The sequence below is a fragment of the Allobosea sp. 05T438 genome (assembly GCF_056396025.1).
The window spans coordinates 1-20,463 of sequence record NZ_JBFTKQ010000038.1; the positions used below are offsets into that span (position 1 = coordinate 1).

Annotated in this window: 17 protein-coding genes and 1 tRNA gene; all 18 read left to right on the forward strand. The window is 64.8% G+C overall.

The window, feature by feature from the left end:
- Positions 1-157: EF-Tu C-terminal domain-related protein (locus AC1DIN_RS29330; RefSeq protein WP_476804176.1), on the forward strand; the 157-nt coding region annotated here is incomplete at its 5' end.
- A gap of 190 nt (positions 158-347) precedes the next feature.
- Positions 348-1,247: a dihydrodipicolinate synthase family protein gene (locus tag AC1DIN_RS29335; protein ID WP_476812293.1), complete on the forward strand. Its 900-nt coding sequence runs from the start codon at positions 348-350 to the stop codon at positions 1,245-1,247.
- A 61-nt stretch (positions 1,248-1,308) separates the two neighbouring features.
- A tRNA-Trp gene (locus tag AC1DIN_RS29340) sits at positions 1,309-1,384 on the forward strand.
- Between the two features lie 56 nt (positions 1,385-1,440).
- Entirely contained in the window at positions 1,441-2,172 is a 732-nt protein-coding gene (locus AC1DIN_RS29345; protein ID WP_476812294.1) for a class I SAM-dependent methyltransferase, read from the forward strand.
- 163 nt (positions 2,173-2,335) lie between these two features.
- Positions 2,336-2,530 carry a preprotein translocase subunit SecE gene (secE, locus tag AC1DIN_RS29350; protein ID WP_441473933.1) on the forward strand — a complete coding sequence of 65 codons (195 nt, stop codon included), beginning with the start codon at positions 2,336-2,338 and terminating at the stop codon, positions 2,528-2,530.
- A 14-nt stretch (positions 2,531-2,544) separates the two neighbouring features.
- Positions 2,545-3,078: a transcription termination/antitermination protein NusG gene (nusG, locus tag AC1DIN_RS29355; protein ID WP_265059856.1), complete on the forward strand. Its 534-nt coding sequence runs from the start codon at positions 2,545-2,547 to the stop codon at positions 3,076-3,078.
- 105 nt (positions 3,079-3,183) lie between these two features.
- The gene (locus AC1DIN_RS29360; RefSeq protein ID WP_441473934.1) at positions 3,184-4,797 is read left to right on the forward strand and encodes a methyl-accepting chemotaxis protein; all 1,614 of its coding nucleotides are present in this window, start codon (positions 3,184-3,186) and stop codon (positions 4,795-4,797) included.
- Entirely contained in the window at positions 4,794-5,378 is a 585-nt protein-coding gene (locus AC1DIN_RS29365) for a cytochrome b (RefSeq protein WP_476812295.1), read from the forward strand. The genes AC1DIN_RS29360 and AC1DIN_RS29365 overlap by 4 nt, the downstream gene beginning before the upstream one ends.
- A gap of 155 nt (positions 5,379-5,533) precedes the next feature.
- On the forward strand, positions 5,534-5,965 hold the full coding sequence (gene rplK / locus AC1DIN_RS29370; RefSeq protein ID WP_441473936.1) for a 50S ribosomal protein L11: 432 nt from the start codon (positions 5,534-5,536) through the stop codon (positions 5,963-5,965).
- Positions 5,966-5,978: 13 nt separating this feature from the next.
- Positions 5,979-6,677: a 50S ribosomal protein L1 gene (gene rplA, locus AC1DIN_RS29375; RefSeq protein ID WP_476812296.1), complete on the forward strand. Its 699-nt coding sequence runs from the start codon at positions 5,979-5,981 to the stop codon at positions 6,675-6,677.
- A gap of 513 nt (positions 6,678-7,190) precedes the next feature.
- Positions 7,191-7,706, forward strand: a complete 516-nt coding sequence (gene rplJ, locus AC1DIN_RS29380) for a 50S ribosomal protein L10 (protein WP_441473943.1) — start codon at positions 7,191-7,193, stop codon at positions 7,704-7,706.
- Positions 7,707-7,758: 52 nt separating this feature from the next.
- Entirely contained in the window at positions 7,759-8,139 is a 381-nt protein-coding gene (gene rplL / locus AC1DIN_RS29385; protein ID WP_441473938.1) for a 50S ribosomal protein L7/L12, read from the forward strand.
- Between the two features lie 252 nt (positions 8,140-8,391).
- Positions 8,392-12,513: a DNA-directed RNA polymerase subunit beta gene (gene rpoB, locus AC1DIN_RS29390; RefSeq protein ID WP_476812297.1), complete on the forward strand. Its 4,122-nt coding sequence runs from the start codon at positions 8,392-8,394 to the stop codon at positions 12,511-12,513.
- Positions 12,514-12,623: 110 nt separating this feature from the next.
- On the forward strand, positions 12,624-16,808 hold the full coding sequence (rpoC, locus tag AC1DIN_RS29395) for a DNA-directed RNA polymerase subunit beta' (RefSeq protein ID WP_476812298.1): 4,185 nt from the start codon (positions 12,624-12,626) through the stop codon (positions 16,806-16,808).
- 434 nt (positions 16,809-17,242) lie between these two features.
- Complete coding sequence (rpsL, locus tag AC1DIN_RS29400; RefSeq protein WP_038358286.1) at positions 17,243-17,614, forward strand: 30S ribosomal protein S12; 372 nt, start codon at positions 17,243-17,245, stop codon at positions 17,612-17,614.
- Positions 17,615-17,687: 73 nt separating this feature from the next.
- Positions 17,688-18,158, forward strand: coding sequence for a 30S ribosomal protein S7 (rpsG, locus tag AC1DIN_RS29405; RefSeq protein ID WP_441473941.1), 471 nt, complete (start codon positions 17,688-17,690; stop codon positions 18,156-18,158).
- Positions 18,159-18,191: 33 nt separating this feature from the next.
- Positions 18,192-20,267 carry an elongation factor G gene (gene fusA / locus AC1DIN_RS29410; protein WP_476812299.1) on the forward strand — a complete coding sequence of 692 codons (2,076 nt, stop codon included), beginning with the start codon at positions 18,192-18,194 and terminating at the stop codon, positions 20,265-20,267.
- Between the two features lie 51 nt (positions 20,268-20,318).
- A partial coding sequence (locus AC1DIN_RS29415; RefSeq protein ID WP_476803949.1) for a GTP-binding protein occupies positions 20,319-20,463 on the forward strand: 145 nt, incomplete at its 3' end.

The window sequence follows — 20,463 nt, forward strand, 5'->3', positions numbered from 1 at the left end:
CCTGCCTGAGGGCACGGAGATGGTGATGCCGGGCGACAACATCTCGATGGAGGTGACGCTGATCGCCCCGATCGCGATGGAAGAGAAGCTGCGCTTCGCCATCCGCGAAGGCGGCCGCACCGTCGGCGCCGGCGTCGTCGCTTCGATCATTGCCTGATCGACGCGCATAGCGATTTGGGAAGGGGCGGTGGCGACACCGCCCCTTTTCTGTTGCGACAAGCCTTTTTAGCCCATGCCGTAAATGCAGGGGCGGCTTCGGTCGCATGGGCTGCGCGGGCCTGTGATTCCGTGCTCTCAATCGCTGGGAGAGAGCGGATCAGCCGCTCCGGCTGCGGAGGAGCCTGCCCATGTCGTTCAAGCCGCCCTTTCCGGGCATCCATTCAATCGTCTTCTCCTTGTTCGACGAGCATGAGCGGCTCGACCGGGCGGCGATGCGCAAGCAGGCTGAGATCAGCGTCGAGCTCGATGTGCAGGGCATGGCGGCTCTGGGGCTTGCCACCGAAGTCTCGAAGCTGAGCTTCACCGAACGCTGCATGGTGATGGAGTGGATGGCGGAAGATGTCGCTGGCCGGAAGCCGCTTGCCTTCACCATCTTCGGCTCCTCGGTGGCGGAGCAGGCCGAGCTTGTGAAGGTCGCGGAGAAGAATGGCGCCGACTGGGTGATTCTGCAGCCGCCGATGGTCGGCAGCTTCAGCGCGGCCGAGTACATCGACTTCTTCGGGCGCATCGCCGAAACGACTTCCCTGCCGGTCGCGATCCAGAACGCGCCGGCCTATATGGGGCGTGGCCTGTCCGCCGAGGACATTCGCGAACTGACGCGCCGGCATCCGAACATCAGCCTGATCAAGGGCGAGGGTTCGGTCGTCGAGATCGAGCGGCTGATCGCGGTGACCGAAGGGCGGCTGCCGATTCTGAACGGGCGCGGCGGGCTCGAACTCATCGACAGTTTCCGGGCCGGCTGCAGCGGCATGATCCTGGCCCCCGACACGATCGACTACGCTCTGCGCGCCTATGCCCGCTACAGGGTCGGGGACGAGGCCGGAGCGGATGCCGCCTATCGCGAGGTATTGCCGGCGATCACCTTCATCATGCAGTCGATCGAGACGCTGATCTGCTATGGCAAGCGCATCTTCGGCGCGCGCGCCGGCATCCCGATCCACGACCGCGGACCGGCACTCAGGCCGACAGAGTTCGGGCTGAAGCTGGTCGAGCGCTATGCCCGCGAACTCGGTCCCTACAGCAAATGAGGATGACGCGCGATTTCGACTTGAAATGCGCCGCGCCTTGGGGCACATGACGCCCACCTGCAGGGGTATAGCTCAGTTGGTAGAGCGGCGGTCTCCAAAACCGCAGGTCGCGGGTTCGAGCCCTGCTGCCCCTGCCAGTCGCCTTTCCAGCGACTGATGCGCCGGAACGCCCAAGCAGGTTGGCGAGGCGCCCTTGACCCAGAATATCTACGACGACGAGACTTTCTTCGCGGGCTACAGCCAGCTGCCGCGTTCCGTCCACGGGCTGGACGGCGCGCCGGAATGGCCGGTGCTGCGATCCATGCTGCCGGGACTACGGGGCAAGCAGGTGCTCGACCTCGGCTGCGGCTTCGGCTGGTTCAGCCGCTTCGCGGCGGGCGAGGGCGCCGGGAGCGTGCTCGGCGTCGACGTTTCCGCCAGGATGCTGGAGCGGGCGCGGCGGGAGACCGGTGATTCCCGTGTTCTGTACGAGCGTGCCGATCTCGAAAGCTACGCGCCGCAGGCTGATGCCTTCGACCTCGCCTATAGTTCGCTCGCCTTCCACTACATTGCCGATCTCGCCGGGCTGCTCGCGCGCGTGCATGCGGCACTGAAGCCGGGTGGCGCGATGGTCTGCTCGGTCGAGCATCCGATCATGACGGCGCCGGTCCGGCAGGAATGGCTCAGCGATGCCGATGGCCGGGCGACCTGGCCGGTCAACGGCTATCTCGACGAGGGCGAGCGCGTCAGCAACTGGCTGGCCGAGGGGGTGGTCAAGCGCCACCGCACCATCGCGACCTATCTCGATCTGCTGCTGGACGCCGGCTTCACGCTCGGCAAGCTGGTCGAATGGGCTCCGAGCCCGGAGCAGGTTGCCGCCGAGCCCGGCTGGGCGAAGGAGCGCGAGCGGCCCTTCTTCCTGCTGATCGCGGCGCGCCGGAGCTGAGCGGCCCGCAGCCCGAAAGGGTCTTGGCTAACGACGCCAAGCGATGTAAGAGGCTTGTCATGACGGCGCGCGACCCTCCCCGGGTCCCGCGCCGCGAATGTTTCAGGACGGCCGATTCGGCGCGCGGCGGGGCTGCGGGCGGGATCGGAACCCGAGGTGGTTCATGGCGAAATCCAATCCCTTCCAGTTCCTGCAGGATGTGCGCACGGAAGCGTCCAAGGTCACCTGGCCTTCGCGCCGCGAGACGTTGATCACCACGGGCCTCGTGCTCGCCATGGTGGTCGTCTCCAGCCTGTTCTTCCTCTTCACCGACACCGTCATCCGCTGGGTGCTCGGCATCATCCTCGGCGCCCGTTGAACGGAATTACGAACGTGAGCACCCGCTGGTATATCGTCCACGCCTATTCCAACTTCGAGAACAAGGTCGCCCAGTCGATCCGCGACCAAGCCGCGCAGCGCAACCTCGCCGACAAGTTCGACGAGGTGCTGGTGCCGACCGAGAAGGTCGTCGAGGTTCGCCGCGGCCGCAAGGTCGACACCGAGCGCAAGTTCTTCCCGGGCTATGTGCTGGTGAAGTGCGAGATGACCGACGAGGTCTACCACCTCATCAAGAACACGCCGAAGGTCACCGGCTTCCTCGGCGCCGACAAGGCCAAGCCCATGCCGATCCCGGAGCATGAGGCGATGCGGATCAAGGGCCAGGTCGCCGAGGGCATCGAGCGCCCGAAGCCGACGATCGTTTTCGAGGTTGGCGAGCAGGTCAAGGTCGCGGACGGCCCCTTCGCCTCGTTCAACGGCGTCGTGGAGGATGTCGACCATGCCCGCGCCCGCCTCAAGGTCGCGGTCTCGATCTTCGGCCGCGCCACGCCGGTCGAGCTGGAATACGGCCAGGTCGAGAAGCTCTGAGCCCGCAGGGCGTTTCCGGTCGGTTTATAGCGGCTTCCGTTAGGTTAATCGGCCTTTAACACAACTGCGCCAAGGCTCTGCGTCGGTAATCCGACGCAGGGCGCAATGTTTCCCAGTTTCTTCAAGGCCACGGTTCGCCAGCGGTTGACGCTCTGGGCGTCGATGCTCGGCGTTCTCGCCTGTGTGTTCGGCATTGCCGAGACGATCGGCTCCCTCAAACTCGCTGGCTTCGCCAGGGCGCTCGCTGTCCATACCGATGCGGTGGCCGTGCTCTCGGAAACGGACGCTGCCTTGAGCCGCATCGTCGTGACGATCGTCTCGGGGGGCGACCGCGGCGCTCTGCCGAGCGACATCGAGGCCTTGAAGGCAGCGATGAAAGCAGTCGCCGCGCGCAGCCAGGGCGAAGTTGCCGCCCGCGCGGAGGAAGCCGTCCAGGGGCTGGAGGCGTTTTCATCGAAGCTGGGAGCCGATGCCACGGTCGCGCGCGGGGCACTGCGCAAAGCCGTCGAGCAGCGCAACGAGCTGCGCGTTCGGCTGAACGCGGCGGTGGCGGGCGTCAGCGAGGCGCTTGGCGCACATGTCGAGAGCTCAAGGCAGAACACAGTGCTGCTGGCGGGGCTCGGTCTCTTCCTGGTTACCCTGATCATCGCCTTCGAATATCGCTGGCTGGTGCGCCCGATCTCGACCATGGCTGCGGCTCTCTCCGCGCCGGGCGAGGATGCCGGCTGGGTGCAGAAGCTCGCTCGCCGCGGCGACGAGATCGGCATGCTCGGCCGGGCACTGCATTCGCATCTGTCGGACGAACAGACGAAACAGGAGGCCGCGAAGGAGCGCCTCGCCTCGCTGGCCGGAGAGGTGGAGCGGCAGCGGGCGCTGCGGGTCAGAGGGCAGGCCTTCCAGGGCAACATCGCCGGCATCGCCACGGCGCTGGAAACCCATGCCGCGAGCATGACCGACGCATCGAACGAGCTCTCGCAGCTCTCCGGCTTCGTCGATCAGCATGCCGGCGCGGCGGCGCAGTCGAGCCAGCGCGCCGCCAACCATGTCGAGCAGATGTCCTCGTCGCTGAACGAGATCGCCGAGCTGCTCGCGACGACTGCCGGCGAGGCGCAGCGGACCTCGGGCATTGCGAACGCCGCAAAAACGCTGGTCGAGGAGGCGACGGATGACAGCGTGCTGCTGCGCGAGGCGGTCGGATCGATCTCCGCCGTCGTGACGCTGATCAGCACGGTCGCCAACCAGACCAATCTGCTCGCGCTCAATGCGACGATCGAGGCTGCAAGGGCCGGCGAGAGCGGGCGCGGTTTCGCGGTGGTGGCCGCCGAGGTGAAGCAACTCGCCAACCGGACCGCTGAAGCGACCGGGCAGGTGCGGCAGGGGCTCGATTCGATCGGGACGGCGGCCGAGCGGATCATCGGACGCATTGGCGCCCTCGTTGCCTCGGTCAATGACGTCGAGGCCGCTGCCGACTCGATCGCCGAACTGGCACGCAGGCAGGACGACACCTCCCGCACGATCAATATCGGTACCGCCCAGACCGCCAGCGATGTGCGCGGCATGGCCGAGCAGGTCGAGCAGGTGGCCGGCATGATCGAGGACTGGCGCCGGATGACTGAGCGGATGGCGCGGGCCTCTGCCGACATCGATGGTCAAGCCGCAGCTTTGCGGCAGGCCGTCGACGGCTTCATGACCGATACGCAAGGCGTGCAGCACGCATGAGGATGCCGGCCCCTTCTCCGAAGATCACGACCGCCCGTCGATCGCGGGCAGGCGACCATGGGTTTCCGCGCCTCGCCAAGCTGCTGCACTGGGGCACGGCGGTGCTGGTCTTGGTGCTGTTCTGTATCGGGATACTGATGAAGGAAATCGGGGGCGGCGCCTGGGCGGACGCACTCATGACCTTCCACAAGACGGCCGGTTTCCTGCTGCTGCTTCTGGTCCCGGTTCGGCTCGCCTATCGGCTTCTGGCGCGCCTGCGCGGGCGCTGGGCACGCAACGCTGGCGGGCGGGCGGTCCATCGGATTCTGTACGCCCTGCTGGTCGCGATCCCGTTGCTCGGCCTGGCGGGCGTGTCCGATTTCGGCGCACGCGAGATCTACGGCGGAATTTCGCTGCCGGCGATATGGCCGGAAGGTGCCGGCTATGCGCATATGCTGTTTCGCAGCCACGCGGTTCTGGCCTTCGTGCTGGTGGGCCTGGTCGCGGTGCATATTTGCCTGGCGCTCGATGACTACATCCAGGATGCCTCGCAGGCGGAGGCGGCAAAGCCCTCTTCCCTTTCCAGCCCATCTGTGCCATAGGCCGGCCTCAACCGCGTGGAAGACGCGCCGGTCGCCAGCCGGATCAAACACGTCGCACCACGCACTGCAACCACCCCGGCCCCGACGGAGAACGTCGACGGGCAGGGGCGTCGTCGTTCCGATAGGCAGCGGAGCGGACGGCAGGAGCAGCCATCATGGCAAAGAAGATCACGGGCTACGTGAAGCTTCAGGTTCCGGCGGGCGCGGCCAATCCGTCGCCGCCGATCGGTCCCGCGCTCGGTCAGCGCGGCCTCAACATCATGGAATTCTGCAAGGCCTTCAATGCGAAGACCCAGCAGATGGAAAAGGGCATGCCGATCCCGGTGATCATCACCGCGTATCAGGATCGCTCCTTCACCTTCGAGATGAAGCAGCCGCCGGTCTCGTACTGGTTGAAGAAGGCCGCTGGCCTGACCTCCGGCTCGAAGACCCCGGGCCGTGGCGGCAACGTCGGCAAGGTGACCGCTGCGCAGATCGCCGAGATCGCCGAGAAGAAGATGGCGGATCTCAACTGCGACACCGTTGAATCGGCTTCGGCCATGATCCGTGGCTCGGCCAGGTCCATGGGCCTGGAAGTCGTGGGCTGAGGGGAGGCTGACAATGGCACATGTCGGAAAGCGCGTCGTCAAGGGCCGTGAAGGCATTGACCGCACCAAGCTCTATTCGCTCGATCAGGCTGTCACGTTCGTCAAGGAGCGCGCCAACGCGAAGTTCGACGAGACCGTCGAGATCGCGATGAACCTCGGCGTCGATCCTCGTCACGCCGACCAGATGGTCCGCGGCGTCTGCAATCTGCCGAACGGCTCGGGCCGTACGCTGCGCGTCGCCGTGTTCGCTCGTGGCGCCAAGGCCGATGAGGCCAAGGCTGCGGGCGCTGACATCGTCGGCGCTGAAGAGCTCGTCGAGTCCGTTCAGAAGGGCGAGATCAACTTCGATCGCTGCATCGCGACCCCGGACATGATGGGTCTCGTCGGTCGTCTCGGTAAGGTGCTCGGCCCGCGCGGCCTGATGCCGAACCCGCGCGTCGGCACCGTCACCATGGACGTCACCGCCGCCGTCGCTGCTTCGAAGGGTGGTTCGGTCGAGTTCCGCGTCGAGAAGGCCGGCATCATCCACGCCGCCGTCGGTAAGGCCTCGTTCTCGGCCGAGAAGCTCTCGGAGAACATCAAGGCGTTCGTCGACTCGGTCGCCAAGGCGAAGCCCGCCGGCGCCAAGGGCACCTATATCCAGCGCGTCGCGATCTCGTCGACCATGGGTCCGGGCGTCAAGGTCGAGCCGAACACCGTCATCGGCGGCTGATCTCAGGGAAGGGCGGCCGGATCGCCGGCCGTCCGCCCGCTCTTGATTTCGTGAAGTCAAGAGCCTACTTGGCAGAAGCAGGCGAAAGCGCTATACGCACGCCTGTTTCCATAAGTGACGAGGCTCCGGCGTGCTTGACACGAAGGGGTCCGTTTCGCGTTTTTCGGCGGGTTTCCGCTGAAGAAATGGGTGTTTCAAGGTCGGGAGAGTGATCTTTCGAGCAGGAATCACCCAGTCCTGTCTGAGACTGCAGGTGCCTTCCCGGTTCGTCCGGGAGCATAATTTCGCCAAGAGGCCTGCATAGACGGTGTAAGAGCTTAGTCCCGGATCGCGAGATCCGGAAAGGACGGTTCGAACCATCTCGCCCGGTCGTGGCCCTCGAGGGGGCCGGGAGCGGGGACAGGGCACCAAGCGTCGCTTCACGGGGCGCCGGTGTCAACCGGGGTTCCAGGAAGCGGCATTTGCAACCGGCGGCGAGCCTTCAAAAGCTTGTCGCCTACCGGAGAGAGCCCAGTGGATAAAACGGCAAAGAAAGATGCCGTCGCGTCGCTGAACGAGGTGTTTGCGAACACTTCGGTCGTCGTCGTGGCCCACTATGCGGGCTTGACCGTGGCCCAGTTCCAGAAGCTTCGTCGCGAGATGAAGGCGAATGGCGCCACTGTTAAGGTCGCAAAGAACCGGCTGGCCAAGATCGCTCTTGAAGGCACCGACGTCGCGTCCATCAGCAAGTTGCTGACGGGTCCCACCCTGATCGCTTATTCCAACGATCCGGTCGCGGCGCCGAAGGTCGCCACCGCTTTCGCCAAGGAGAACGACAAGCTCGTCATCCTGGGCGGCGCGATGGGCACGACCGCCCTGAACCCCGATGGTGTCAAGGCTCTGGCCACGATGCCCTCGCTCGACGAACTGCGTGCCAAGTTGGTCGGCCTTATCCAGGCCCCGGCCACGAAGCTTGCGCAGCTCTCGACTGCGCCGGCTGCGAAGCTCGCGCGGGTGTTCCAGGCATATGCCGACAAGGATGCGGCCTGAACGGCCAGCTGATCCCGATATCGTTCGAACCTCTTACACGTAGGAACCCAAAATGGCCGATCTTACCAAGCTCGTCGACGAGCTGTCGTCGCTCACCGTTCTCGAGGCCGCCGAGCTCGCGAAGCTCCTCGAAGAGAAGTGGGGCGTTTCCGCCGCCGCCGCCGTCGCCGTTGCGGCTGGCCCGGCCGCTGGTGGCGCTGCCGCCGCTGCTGTCGAAGAGCAGACCGAGTTCACCGTTGTCCTGGCTTCGGCCGGCGACAAGAAGATCGAGGTGATCAAGGAAGTCCGCGCCATCACCGGCCTGGGCCTCAAGGAAGCCAAGGACCTGGTCGAAGGCGCTCCGAAGCCGGTCAAGGAAGGCGTTGCCAAGGACGAGGCCGAGAAGCTCAAGAAGCAGCTCGAGGCCGTCGGCGCCAAGGTCGAGCTCAAGTGAGCTTGGGCCGGCTGATGCCGGTCCGACCGTAGTCAATATCGACAGTCCCGGGGCAGCTACGCCTCCGGGGCTGTTGCGTCGTTTCCGCGCTGGTGCGCGGGAGTTGTTGTCGAAGCTTGCTGCAACCGTGCGGCGCAGTTTCGATGGAAATGCATGGGCGGCGCGATGCGGCGCCGAACGGCTCACCCGGCGGCCTATGGCTGCCGTCACGGACCACCGGGTGAGCCGTCCGAAGAGATTGCGAGGAACAACATGGTCAATTCGCTCCAGGGTCGCAGGCGCGTCCGCAAGTTCTTCGGCAAACTCAAGGAAGTGGCGCAGATGCCGAACCTCATCGAGGTTCAGAAGGCGTCCTACGACCAGTTCCTGATGGTTGACGAGCCCAAGGGCGGTCGCCCCGACGAAGGCCTGCAGTCCGTCTTCAAGTCGGTCTTCCCGATCGGCGACTTCTCCGGCGCGTCGCTGCTGGAGTTCGTGAAGTACACCTTCGAGCCGCCGAAATACGACGTCGACGAGTGCCGCCAGCGCGGCATGACCTTCTCGGCGCCGCTCAAGGTGACGCTGCGCCTGATCGTGTTCGATATCGATCCGGACACCCAGGCCAAGTCGGTCAAGGACATCAAGGAGCAGGATGTCTACATGGGCGACATGCCGCTCATGACGGATAACGGCACCTTCATCGTTAACGGCACCGAGCGCGTCATCGTCTCGCAGATGCACCGTTCGCCGGGCGTGTTCTTCGACCACGACAAGGGCAAGACCCACTCCTCGGGCAAGCTGCTCTTCGCCGCGCGCATCATCCCGTATCGCGGTTCCTGGCTCGACATCGAGTTCGACGCCAAGGACATCGTCTATGCCCGCATCGACCGGAAGCGTAAGATCCCGGTCACCTCGCTGCTGTTCGCGCTCGGCATGGACGGCGAGGAGATCCTCAACCGCTTCTACAACCACATCACCTACACCAAGGACGCCAAGGGCTGGCGCGTTCCCTACGATGCGGAGCGCATGAAGGGCTTCAAGGCCACCGAGGACCTGATCGACGCCGACACCGGCGAGGTCGTGGTCGAGGCCGGCAAGAAGCTCGTCGCCCGCACCGCCCGCCAGCTCGCCGAGAAGGGCCTGAAGTTCCTGCGCGCGCAGGACGAGGACCTGTACACCCAGTACATCGCGGAAGACCTGGTCAACCCGATGACCGGCGAGGTCTATGCCGAGGCCGGCGAGGAGATCACCGAGAAGCTGCTGAAGCAGCTGACCGATGACGGCTTCGACGAGATCCCGGTGCTGGACATCGACCACATCACCGTCGGCCCCTACATCCGCAACACGCTCAACGTCGACAAGAACTCGCGCCGCGAGGAAGCCCTGTTCGACATCTACCGCGTGATGCGCCCGGGCGAGCCGCCGACCCTCGAGACGGCTGAGAACATGTTCCAGTCGCTGTTCTTCGACGCCGAGCGCTACGACCTCTCCGCCGTCGGCCGCGTGAAGATGAACATGCGCCTCGACCTCGACGCCGAGGACACCGTGCGCATCCTGCGCAAGGAGGACATCTTCGCGGTCGTCAAGGCGCTGGTCGACCTGCGCGACGGCAAGGGCGAGATCGATGACATCGACCATCTCGGCAACCGCCGCGTCCGCTCGGTCGGCGAACTGATGGAGAACCAGTACCGCCTGGGCCTGCTGCGCATGGAGCGCGCCATCAAGGAGCGCATGTCGTCGGTCGACATCGACACCGTGATGCCGCAGGACCTGATCAACGCGAAGCCGGCGGCCGCCGCCGTGCGCGAGTTCTTCGGCTCCTCGCAGCTCTCGCAGTTCATGGACCAGACGAACCCGCTCTCGGAAGTCACGCACAAGCGTCGTCTTTCGGCGCTTGGCCCGGGTGGTCTGACCCGCGAGCGCGCCGGCTTCGAGGTGCGCGACGTGCACCCGACGCATTACGGCCGCATCTGCCCGATCGAGACGCCGGAAGGTCCGAACATCGGCCTGATCAACTCGCTCGCCACCTTCGCGCGGGTGAACAAGTACGGCTTCATCGAGAGCCCGTATCGCCGCATCCGCGACGGCAAGGTCACGGACGAGGTGATCTATCTCTCGGCGATGGAAGAGGCGAAGTACAACGTCGCCCAGGCGAATGCCGCGGTCGACAAGGAAGGCCGTCTGACGGACGACCTGATCGTCTGCCGCCGCGCCGGCGAGGTCATCGTCACGCCGGTCGACAAGGTCGACTTCCAGGACGTGTCGCCGAAGCAGCTCGTTTCGGTTGCCGCGGCGCTGATCCCGTTCCTCGAGAACGACGACGCCAACCGCGCGCTGATGGGCTCGAACATGCAGCGCCAGGCGGTGCCGCTGGTTCGCGCCGACGCGCCCTTCGTCGGCACCGGCATGGAAGCGGTCGTCGCCCGTGACTCGGGTGCCGCCATCGCGGCCCGCCGCGCCGGCATCGTCGACCAGGTCGACGCGACCCGTATCGTCATCCGCGCTTCGGAGGAGATGGATCCGACGAAGCCGGGCGTCGACATCTACCGTCTGCAGAAGTTCCAGCGCTCGAACCAATCGACCTGCATCACGCAGCGTCCGCTGGTGCGCGTCGGCGACGTCGTCAAGAAGGGCGACATCGTCGCGGACGGCCCGTCGACCGAGTTCGGCGAGCTCGCGCTCGGCCGCAACGTGCTCGTCGCGTTCATGCCGTGGAACGGCTACAACTTCGAGGACTCGATCCTTCTCTCCGAGAAGATCGTCTCCGAGGACGTCTTCACCTCGATCCATATCGAGGAGTTCGAGGTCATGGCCCGCGACACCAAGCTGGGCCCTGAGGAAATCACGCGCGACATTCCGAATGTTTCGGAAGAGGCGCTGAAGAACCTCGACGAAGCCGGCATCGTCTATATCGGCGCTGAAGTGGCGGCGGGTGACATCCTCGTCGGCAAGATCACGCCGAAGGGCGAGAGCCCGATGACCCCGGAAGAGAAGCTGCTGCGCGCCATCTTCGGCGAGAAGGCTTCGGACGTCCGCGACACCTCGCTGCGCGTTCCGCCCGGCGTGCAGGGCACGATCGTCGAGGTCCGCGTGTTCAACCGTCACGGCGTCGACAAGGACGAGCGCGCCCAGGCGATCGAGCGCGAGGAGATCGAGCGTCTTGCCAAGGACCGTGACGACGAGCAGGCGATCCTGGACCGCAACACCTTCGCGCGTCTGGCCGAGATCCTGACCGGCAAGACCGGCCTCGCCGGCCCGAAGGGCTTCAAGAAGGACACGGTCATCACCCGCGAGGTGATGAGCGAGTTCCCGCGTTCGCAATGGTGGCTGTTCGCCACCGCCGAAGACTCGCTGATGACCGAGATCGAGGCGATGCGGAAGCAGTACGACGAGTCGAAGAAGCGCCTTGAGCAGCGCTTCCTCGACAAGGTCGAGAAGCTGCAGCGCGGCGACGAACTGCCCCCGGGCGTGATGAAGATGGTCAAGGTCTTCGTCGCGGTGAAGCGCAAGATCCAGCCGGGCGACAAGATGGCCGGCCGTCACGGCAACAAGGGCGTGGTCTCGCGCATCGTGCCGGTGGAGGACATGCCGTTCCTCGAGGACGGCACCCATGCCGACATCGTGCTGAACCCGCTCGGCGTGCCCAGCCGCATGAACGTCGGACAGATCCTGGAGACCCATCTGGGCTGGGCTGCCGCCGGTCTCGGCAAGCAGATCTCGCAGGCCCTCGACGCCTACAAGAAGACGAACGACTTCAAGGCGCTGAAGGCTCAGTTCGACGCCGTCTACGAGGACAATGAGATCATTGCCTCGATGGACGAGAACGAACTCGTCGAGATGGGTCAGAACCTGCGCCGTGGCGTGCCGGTGGCGACCCCGGTCTTCAACGGTGCCAAGGAAGCCGATATCGAGCGGCTGCTGGAGCAGGCGGGCCTGCACTCGTCGGGTCAGTCGACCCTCTATGACGGGCGCACGGGTGAGCCCTTCGACCGCAAGGTCACGATGGGCTACATCTACATGCTGAAGCTGCACCACCTCGTGGACGACAAGATCCACGCCCGTTCGATCGGCCCGTACTCGCTCGTCACCCAGCAGCCGCTGGGCGGCAAGGCGCAGTTCGGCGGCCAGCGCTTCGGCGAAATGGAGGTCTGGGCGCTCGAGGCTTACGGCGCCGCCTACACGCTGCAGGAGATGCTGACGGTGAAGTCGGACGATGTCGCGGGCCGCACCAAGGTCTACGAGTCGATCGTGCGCGGCGAGGACAACTTCGAGGCAGGCATCCCCGAGAGCTTCAACGTTCTCGTCAAGGAGATGCGTTCGCTCGGCCTCAACGTCGAGCTGATCAACAACAAGGTGAAGCCGGGCGAGTTGCCGCCGGCCGAAGCGGCCGAGTGAGCCGTTAACCAAGCCTTGGATAGATGCCGGCGGCACTGATGCCGCCGGCCGACGGAATTTACGAGCCGGGCAGGGCGGCCCTAGCCCCCGCCGGCGGAAGGAGACAGGCGATGAAGCAAGAGGTCATGAACCTTTTCGGCCAGCAGCCGGTCCAGCAGGCCTTCGACGCGATCAAGATCTCGATCGCGAGCCCGGAGAAGATCCTGTCCTGGTCCTATGGCGAGATCAAAAAGCCGGAGACCATCAACTACCGCACGTTCAAGCCGGAGCGTGACGGCCTGTTCTGCGCCCGCATCTTCGGGCCCATCAAGGACTACGAGTGCCTGTGCGGCAAGTACAAGCGCATGAAGTTCAAGGGCGTCATCTGCGAGAAGTGCGGCGTCGAAGTCACGCTCGCCCGCGTCCGGCGCGAGCGCATGGGCCATATCGAGCTCGCCGCCCCGGTGGCGCATATCTGGTTCCTCAAGTCGCTGCCCTCGCGCATCGGCCTGCTGATGGATATGCCGCTCAAGGACCTCGAGCGCATCCTCTACTTCGAAAGCTACGTCGTCATCGAGCCGGGCCTGACCCCGCTCAAGGACCGTCAGCTGCTGTCGGAGGAGGAGTACGTCCGGGCTCAGGAGGAGTACGGCGCGGACACCTTCACCGCCATGATCGGCGCGGAAGCCATTCGCGAGATGCTGCGCGCGCTCGACCTCGACCAGATCAACGCCGATCTGAAGCATGAGATCGCGACGACGACGTCGGAGCTGAAGCCCAAGAAGCTGATGAAGCGCCTCAAGATCATCGAGGCCTTCCAGGAGTCGGGCAACAAGCCGGAATGGATGGTGATGACCCAGATCCCGGTCATCCCGCCGGATCTGCGTCCGCTCGTGCCGCTCGACGGCGGCCGCTTCGCGACCTCGGACCTGAACGACCTCTATCGCCGCGTCATCAACCGCAACAACCGCCTGAAGCGGCTGATCGAGCTGCGCGCGCCGGACATCATCATCCGCAACGAGAAGCGGATGCTGCAGGAGTCGGTCGACGCCCTGTTCGACAACGGCCGCCGCGGCCGCGTCATCACGGGCGCCAACAAGCGCCCGCTGAAGTCGCTCGCCGACATGCTGAAGGGCAAGCAGGGCCGCTTCCGCCAGAACCTGCTCGGCAAGCGCGTCGACTACTCGGGCCGTTCGGTCATCGTCGTCGGCCCGGAGATGAAGCTGCACCAGTGCGGCTTGCCGAAGAAGATGGCGCTCGAGCTGTTCAAGCCGTTCATCTATGCGCGCCTCGACGCCAAGGGTTATTCGACCACGGTCAAGCAGGCCAAGAAGCTCGTCGAGAAGGAGAAGCCGGAGGTCTGGGATATCCTGGACGAGGTCATCCGCGAGCATCCGGTGATGCTGAACCGGGCGCCGACGCTCCACCGCCTCGGCATCCAGGCCTTCGAGCCCGTGCTGATCGAGGGCAAGGCGATCCAGCTGCACCCGCTGGTCTGCGCCGCGTTCAACGCGGACTTCGACGGCGACCAGATGGCCGTGCACGTCCCGCTGTCGCTCGAGGCGCAGCTGGAAGCGCGCGTGCTGATGATGTCGACCAACAACATCCTGCACCCGGCGAACGGCATGCCGATCATCGTGCCGTCGCAGGACATCGTGCTCGGTCTCTACTATCTCTCGATCGTCTCGGACGGCGAGCCCGGCCAGGGCAAGGTCTTCGGCGATTTCGGCGAACTCGAGCATGCGCTGCACGAGAAGGTCGTGACGCTGCATTCGAAGATCAAATATCGCTGGACCGGCACCGGCAAGGACGGCAAGCCGTACACGAAGATCTACGACACCACGCCGGGCCGCGTGATCCTCTCGACCGCGCTGCCTGACCACCCGGCCGTATCCTTCGACGTCAGCAACCGCCTGATGACCAAGAAGGAAATTTCCGGAATGATCGACGCCGTGTATCGCGGCTGCGGTCAGAAGGAATCGGTGATCTTCTGCGACCGCGTCATGGCGCTGGGCTTCCGTCACGCCTTCAAGGCCGGCATCTCCTTCGGCAAGGACGACATGGTCGTGCCGGAGAACAAGTGGCAGATCGTCGACACGACCCGCGCGCTCGCAAAGGACTACGAGCAGCAGTACCAGGACGGCCTGATCACGCAGGGCGAGAAGTACAACAAGGTCGTCGACGCCTGGGCGAAGTGCTCCGACAAGCTCGCCCAGGAGATGATGGCCCGCATCTCGACCGTCCAGAAGGACGAGACCGGCCGCGACAAGCAGATCAACTCGATCTACATGATGTCGCACTCCGGCGCCCGTGGTTCGCCGGCGCAGATGCGCCAGCTCGCCGCCATGCGCGGCCTGATGGCCAAGCCGTCGGGCGAGATCATCGAATCGCCGATCATCTCGAACTTCAAGGAAGGCCTCGACGTTCTCGAGTACTTCAACTCGACCCACGGCGCCCGCAAGGGCCTCGCCGACACGGCGCTCAAGACGGCCAACTCCGGCTATCTCACGCGCCGTCTCGTCGACGTGGCGCAGGACGCGATTATCTCCGAGGTGGATTGCGGCTCGGATAACGGCATCAAGATGCGTGCCATCGTCGATGCCGGCCAGATCGTGGCCTCGCTCGGCATGCGCATCCTGGGTCGCGCCGCGGCCGAGGACGTCGTCGACGTCGAGGGCAAGGTCCTCGTCGCCAAGGGCGTCGTGATCGAAGAGAGCGACATCGCCAAGATCAATGCCGCCGGCGTCCAGGAGGTGAAGATCCGTTCGGTTCTCACCTGCGAGACCAAGAACGGCGTCTGCGCCACCTGCTACGGGCGCGATCTGGCCCGCGGCACGCCCGTCAACATGGGCGAGGCCGTTGGCGTCATCGCGGCGCAGTCGATCGGCGAGCCGGGCACGCAGCTCACCATGCGTACCTTCCACATCGGCGGCGCGGCCACCATCGCCGACCAGTCCTTCGTCGAGTCGAACTTCGAAGGCACGGTCAAGATGCGCAACCGCAACGTCGCGCGGAACTCGGACGGCGACCTGATCGCCATGGCGCGGAACATCGCCATCGTGATCGTCGGCCCGGACGGCGCCGAGCGCGCGGTCCATCGCGTCCAGTTCGGCTCGAAGCTGCGCGTGGACGAGGGTGACAAGGTCAAGCGCGGCCAGCGTCTGATCGAGTGGGATCCCTATTCCCGCCCGATCCTGGCGGAAGTGGACGGCAAGGTCGGCTACGAGGATCTCGTGGACGGCATGTCGATCACGGAGACGACCGACGAGGCGACCGGCATCTCGAAGCGCGTCGTCATCGACTGGCGAGGCTCGGCCCGTACGGCCGATCTCAAGCCGGCGATGGTGATCTTCGGCACGGACGGCAAGGTGGCGAAGCTCGCCCGTGGTGGCGAGGCCCGCTACATCCTGCCGGTCGACGGCATCATCTCGGTGGAGCCGGGCCACGCGATCAAGGCAGGCGACGTGCTCGCCCGTGTCTCGACCGACTCGGCCAAGACCCGCGACATCACCGGCGGTCTGCCGCGCGTCGCGGAGCTGTTCGAGGCGCGTCGTCCGAAGGATGCGGCGATCATCGCCGAGAAGTCGGGCGTCATCGGCTTCGGCAAGGACTACAAGAACAAGCGTCGCGTCACGCTGACGCCGCATGACGGTTCCGACGGGGTCGAGTACCTGATCCCGAAGGGCAAGCACATCCATCTCCAGGAAGGCGATGTCGTGGAGGTCGGCGACTACATCCTCGACGGAAACCCGGCGCCGCACGACATCCTTGCGATCAAGGGCGTCGAGGAGCTGGCGGCTTATCTGGTCAACGAAATCCAGGAGGTCTATCGCCTCCAGGGCGTGACCATCAACGACAAGCACATCGAGGTCATCGTCCGGCAGATGCTGCAGAAGGTCGAGATCACGGAGTCGGGCGACAGCGACATCCTGACCGGCGACCAGATCGATCGTATCGAGCTGGAAGAGGTCAATGCGAAGCTGCGCGAGGAGGGCAAGAAGCCGGCTTCCGGCGTTCCGGTCCTGCTCGGCATTACCAAGGCGTCGCTGCAGACCCGCTCCTTCATCTCGGCGGCGTCGTTCCAGGAGACCACCCGCGTCCTCACGGAGGCGGCGGTCAACGGCAAGTCCGACATGCTCGAAGGCCTCAAGGAGAACGTCATCGTCGGCTCGCTCATCCCGGCCGGCACCGGCGCCCAGGTCGCCCGCATCAAGCAGGTGGCCACGCGTCGTGACGATCTCATCGTCGGCCAGAAGGCGGATGCGGCGGCGAAGGCCGCCAAGGAAGCTGCTGCGGTCCTGCCTGCTGCGGAGTAAGAATCGTCGGAGCAATCTTCGGTAATCATCGGAAAGGCCGCCCCCTCCGGGCGGCCTTTTTGTTTCACGGTAAGGCAGGCACCGGCGTAACCTACCCGAACCCCGCAAAACAACGGCCTTTTCGGCGGTTTCGGGGTTGACGCGAATCCTTCTGTGAGTCATAAGCGCGCCACTGTCGACGGTTGTCGGACACGTTTGTCGCTTGCGCCAGATTCGCAAGCGAGTTTCGCGACCGAAACTCCGTCGGAATTCCAGCGTCGAACGACGACATGGCAAGACGCATGAACGCGGGTTTCCCGTGTTCCTCTGCATGGCAAGCGCGCCTGAGGCCCCTAAAGGGAGCCGATGGCGCGGCTTCGTTTATGTCATGGCTTCGCTCGCGCTGGGAGATTGACCAGAGAATTTCCAAACGCTCAGTGGGGCGAGAGGCCAGAATGCCGACAATCAGCCAGCTCATCCGCAAGCCGCGCTCACCCGTGAAGGCGCGTAACACCGCCCCGGCGCTCGAGTCGTGCCCGCAGAAGCGCGGCGTCTGCACGCGCGTTTATACGACGACCCCGAAGAAGCCGAACTCGGCGCTCCGCAAGGTTGCCAAGGTTCGTCTGACGAACGGCTTCGAGGTGATCGGCTACATTCCGGGTGAAGGTCACAACCTTCAGGAGCACTCGGTCGTCATGATCCGTGGCGGCCGCGTGAAGGACCTTCCCGGCGTGCGCTATCACATCCTGCGCGGTGTGCTCGACACGCAGGGCGTCAAGAACCGCAAGCAGCGCCGTTCGAAGTACGGCGCGAAGCGTCCGAAGTAATTTTCTGCCAGGCCGGCGGGGTCGTTCGATCCGAGCCGGTCCGCAGCGTTCCAGATTGACCGGAGACTAGACGATGTCCCGCCGCCATAGTGCCGAAAAGCGCGAAGTTATCCCGGACCCGAAGTTCGGCGATATCGTCGTGACCAAGTTCATGAACTCCGTGATGTACGAAGGTAAGAAGTCGACCGCCGAGCGGATCGTCTACGGCGCCTTCGATATCATCGAGAGCAAGACCAAGAGCGAGCCGCTCGGCGTCTTCAAGTCGGCACTCGAGAACGTCGCTCCGGCGATCGAGGTCCGTTCCCGCCGCGTCGGCGGCGCGACCTATCAGGTTCCGGTCGAGGTTCGCACTGAGCGCCGCCAGGCGCTTGCGATCCGCTGGCTGATCGCTGCCGCTCGCGGCCGCAACGACAAGACCATGGTGGAGCGCCTGTCGGCCGAGCTGATGGACGCCGCCAACAACCGCGGCAACGCCGTGAAGAAGCGTGAAGACACGCACCGGATGGCGGAAGCCAACCGCGCCTTCTCGCACTACCGCTGGTAAGCGGCGCGCCGAACCGAGACATAGAGCACGATCATGGCCCGTTCCCATCCCATCGACCGTTATCGCAACTTCGGCATCATGGCCCACATTGATGCCGGCAAGACGACGACGACCGAGCGCATCCTCTACTACACCGGCAAGTCGCATAAAATCGGCGAAGTCCATGACGGCGCCGCGACCATGGACTGGATGACGCAGGAGCAGGAGCGTGGCATCACGATCACCTCGGCTGCGACGACCTGCTTCTGGCGCGACAACCGCCTGAACATCATCGACACCCCCGGCCACGTCGACTTCACCATTGAGGTCGAGCGTTCGCTGCGCGTTCTCGACGGTGCCGTCTGCGTTCTCGATGGCAACCAGGGCGTCGAGCCCCAGACCGAGACCGTCTGGCGCCAGGCCGACAAGTACGACGTTCCGCGCGTCGTCTTCGTCAACAAGATGGACAAGATCGGCGCCGATTTCTATCGCTGCGTCCAGGACATCATCGACCGCGTCGCCGGCAAGCCCGTCTGCCTGCAGATCCCGATCGGTTCGGAGTCCAACTTCGCGGGTGTCGTCGACCTCGTGAAGATGAAGGCGATCGTCTGGAACGGCGAAGCGCTCGGCGCCTCGTTCGAGGAGCAGGACATCCCGGCCGACCTTGCTGAGAAGGCCGCCGAGTACCGCTCGAAGCTTGTCGAGGCCGCCGTCGAGATGGACGACGCCGCGATGGAAGCCTATCTCGAAGGCACCGAGCCGGACGCCGATACCCTGCGTCGCCTGGTGCGCACCGCTGTGCAGCGTCGTGCGTTCCACCCCGTCCTCTGCGGCTCGTCCTTCAAGAACAAGGGCGTGCAGCCGCTGCTCGACGCGGTCGTCGACTATCTGCCCTCGCCGGTGGATCGTGGCGCAGTCGAAGGCATTGACTTCAAGACCGAAGAGCCGACCGTCCGCAATCCGACGGACGAGGATCCCTTCGCGATGCTCGCCTTCAAGATCATGGACGACCCCTTTGTCGGCACGATCACCTTCTGCCGCATCTATTCGGGCAAGGTCGAAGCCGGCCAGGGCGTCATCAACTCCACCCGCGACAAGAAGGAGCGCGTTGGTCGCATGCTCCTGATGCATGCGAACAACCGCGAGGACATCAAGGAGGCTTATGCCGGCGACATCGTCGCCCTGGCCGGCCTCAAGGACGTCCGCACCGGCGACACGCTCTGCGATCCCGCCCAGGCGGTCATCCTGGAGCGCATGGAGTTCCCCGAGCCGGTCATCACGATCGCGATCGAGCCGAAGTCCAAGGCCGACCAGGAGAAGCTGGGCCTCGCCCTGTCGAAGCTCGCGAACGAGGATCCGTCCTTCCGCGTGTCGACCGACCAGGAGAGCGGCCAGACCATCCTGAAGGGCATGGGCGAGCTCCATCTCGACATCAAGGTCGACATCCTGAAGCGCACCTACAAGGTCGACGCCAATATCGGCGCGCCGCAGGTTGCGTATCGCGAGACGCTGACCAAGAAGGCCGAGGTCGACTACACCCACAAGAAGCAGACCGGCGGCACGGGCCAGTTCGCCCGCGTCAAGCTCATCATTGAGCCGAACGAGACCGGCAAGGGCTTCGAGTTCGAGTCGAAGGTCGTCGGTGGTTCGGTGCCGAAGGAGTATATCCCCGGCGTCGAGAAGGGCCTGAACTCGGTCATCGGCTCGGGCGTTCTCGCCGGCTTCCCGGTTGTCGACGTCAAGGTCACGCTGATCGACGGCGCCTTCCACGAAGTCGATTCGTCGGCCCTGGCCTTCGAAATCGCCTCCCGTGCAGCGCTGCGCGAAGGTCTGCAGAAGGGCGGCTCCGTGCTGCTCGAGCCGATCATGAAGGTCGAGGTCGTGACCCCGGAAGACTATACCGGTTCGGTCATCGGCGACCTGAACTCGCGTCGCGGCCAGATCCAGGGCCAGGACATGCGCGGCAACGCCGTCGTGATCAATGCGATGGTTCCGCTGGCGAACATGTTCGGCTACGTCAACCAGCTGCGTTCCTTCTCGCAGGGCCGCGCGAACTACACGATGCAGTTCGACCACTACGAGCAGGTGCCGTCGGCGGTCGCCGCCGAGGTTCAGGCCAAGTACGCCTGAGCTCCGCACCGAACCGACTGAACATTTGAACAAGATCTGACGGAGGCTACGATGGCCAAAGAGAAATTCGCTCGTACGAAGCCGCACTGCAACATTGGCACGATTGGTCACGTCGACCATGGCAAGACGTCGTTGACGGCTGCGATCACGAAGGTTCTGGCAGAGTCCGGCGGGGCGTCGTTCACGGCGTATGACC

Coding starts and splice junctions, on each gene's coding strand:
- AC1DIN_RS29335 (WP_476812293.1), top strand. CDS start 348: ATGTCGTTCAAGCCGCCCTTTCCGGGCATCCATTCAATCGTCTTCTCC.
- secE (WP_441473933.1), top strand. CDS start 2,336: ATGGCGAAATCCAATCCCTTCCAGTTCCTGCAGGATGTGCGCACGGAA.
- AC1DIN_RS29360 (WP_441473934.1), top strand. CDS start 3,184: ATGTTTCCCAGTTTCTTCAAGGCCACGGTTCGCCAGCGGTTGACGCTC.
- AC1DIN_RS29365 (WP_476812295.1), top strand. CDS start 4,794: ATGAGGATGCCGGCCCCTTCTCCGAAGATCACGACCGCCCGTCGATCG.
- rplK (WP_441473936.1), top strand. CDS start 5,534: ATGGCAAAGAAGATCACGGGCTACGTGAAGCTTCAGGTTCCGGCGGGC.
- rplA (WP_476812296.1), top strand. CDS start 5,979: ATGGCACATGTCGGAAAGCGCGTCGTCAAGGGCCGTGAAGGCATTGAC.
- rplL (WP_441473938.1), top strand. CDS start 7,759: ATGGCCGATCTTACCAAGCTCGTCGACGAGCTGTCGTCGCTCACCGTT.
- rpoB (WP_476812297.1), top strand. CDS start 8,392: ATGGTCAATTCGCTCCAGGGTCGCAGGCGCGTCCGCAAGTTCTTCGGC.
- rpoC (WP_476812298.1), top strand. CDS start 12,624: ATGAAGCAAGAGGTCATGAACCTTTTCGGCCAGCAGCCGGTCCAGCAG.
- rpsL (WP_038358286.1), top strand. CDS start 17,243: ATGCCGACAATCAGCCAGCTCATCCGCAAGCCGCGCTCACCCGTGAAG.
- rpsG (WP_441473941.1), top strand. CDS start 17,688: ATGTCCCGCCGCCATAGTGCCGAAAAGCGCGAAGTTATCCCGGACCCG.
- fusA (WP_476812299.1), top strand. CDS start 18,192: ATGGCCCGTTCCCATCCCATCGACCGTTATCGCAACTTCGGCATCATG.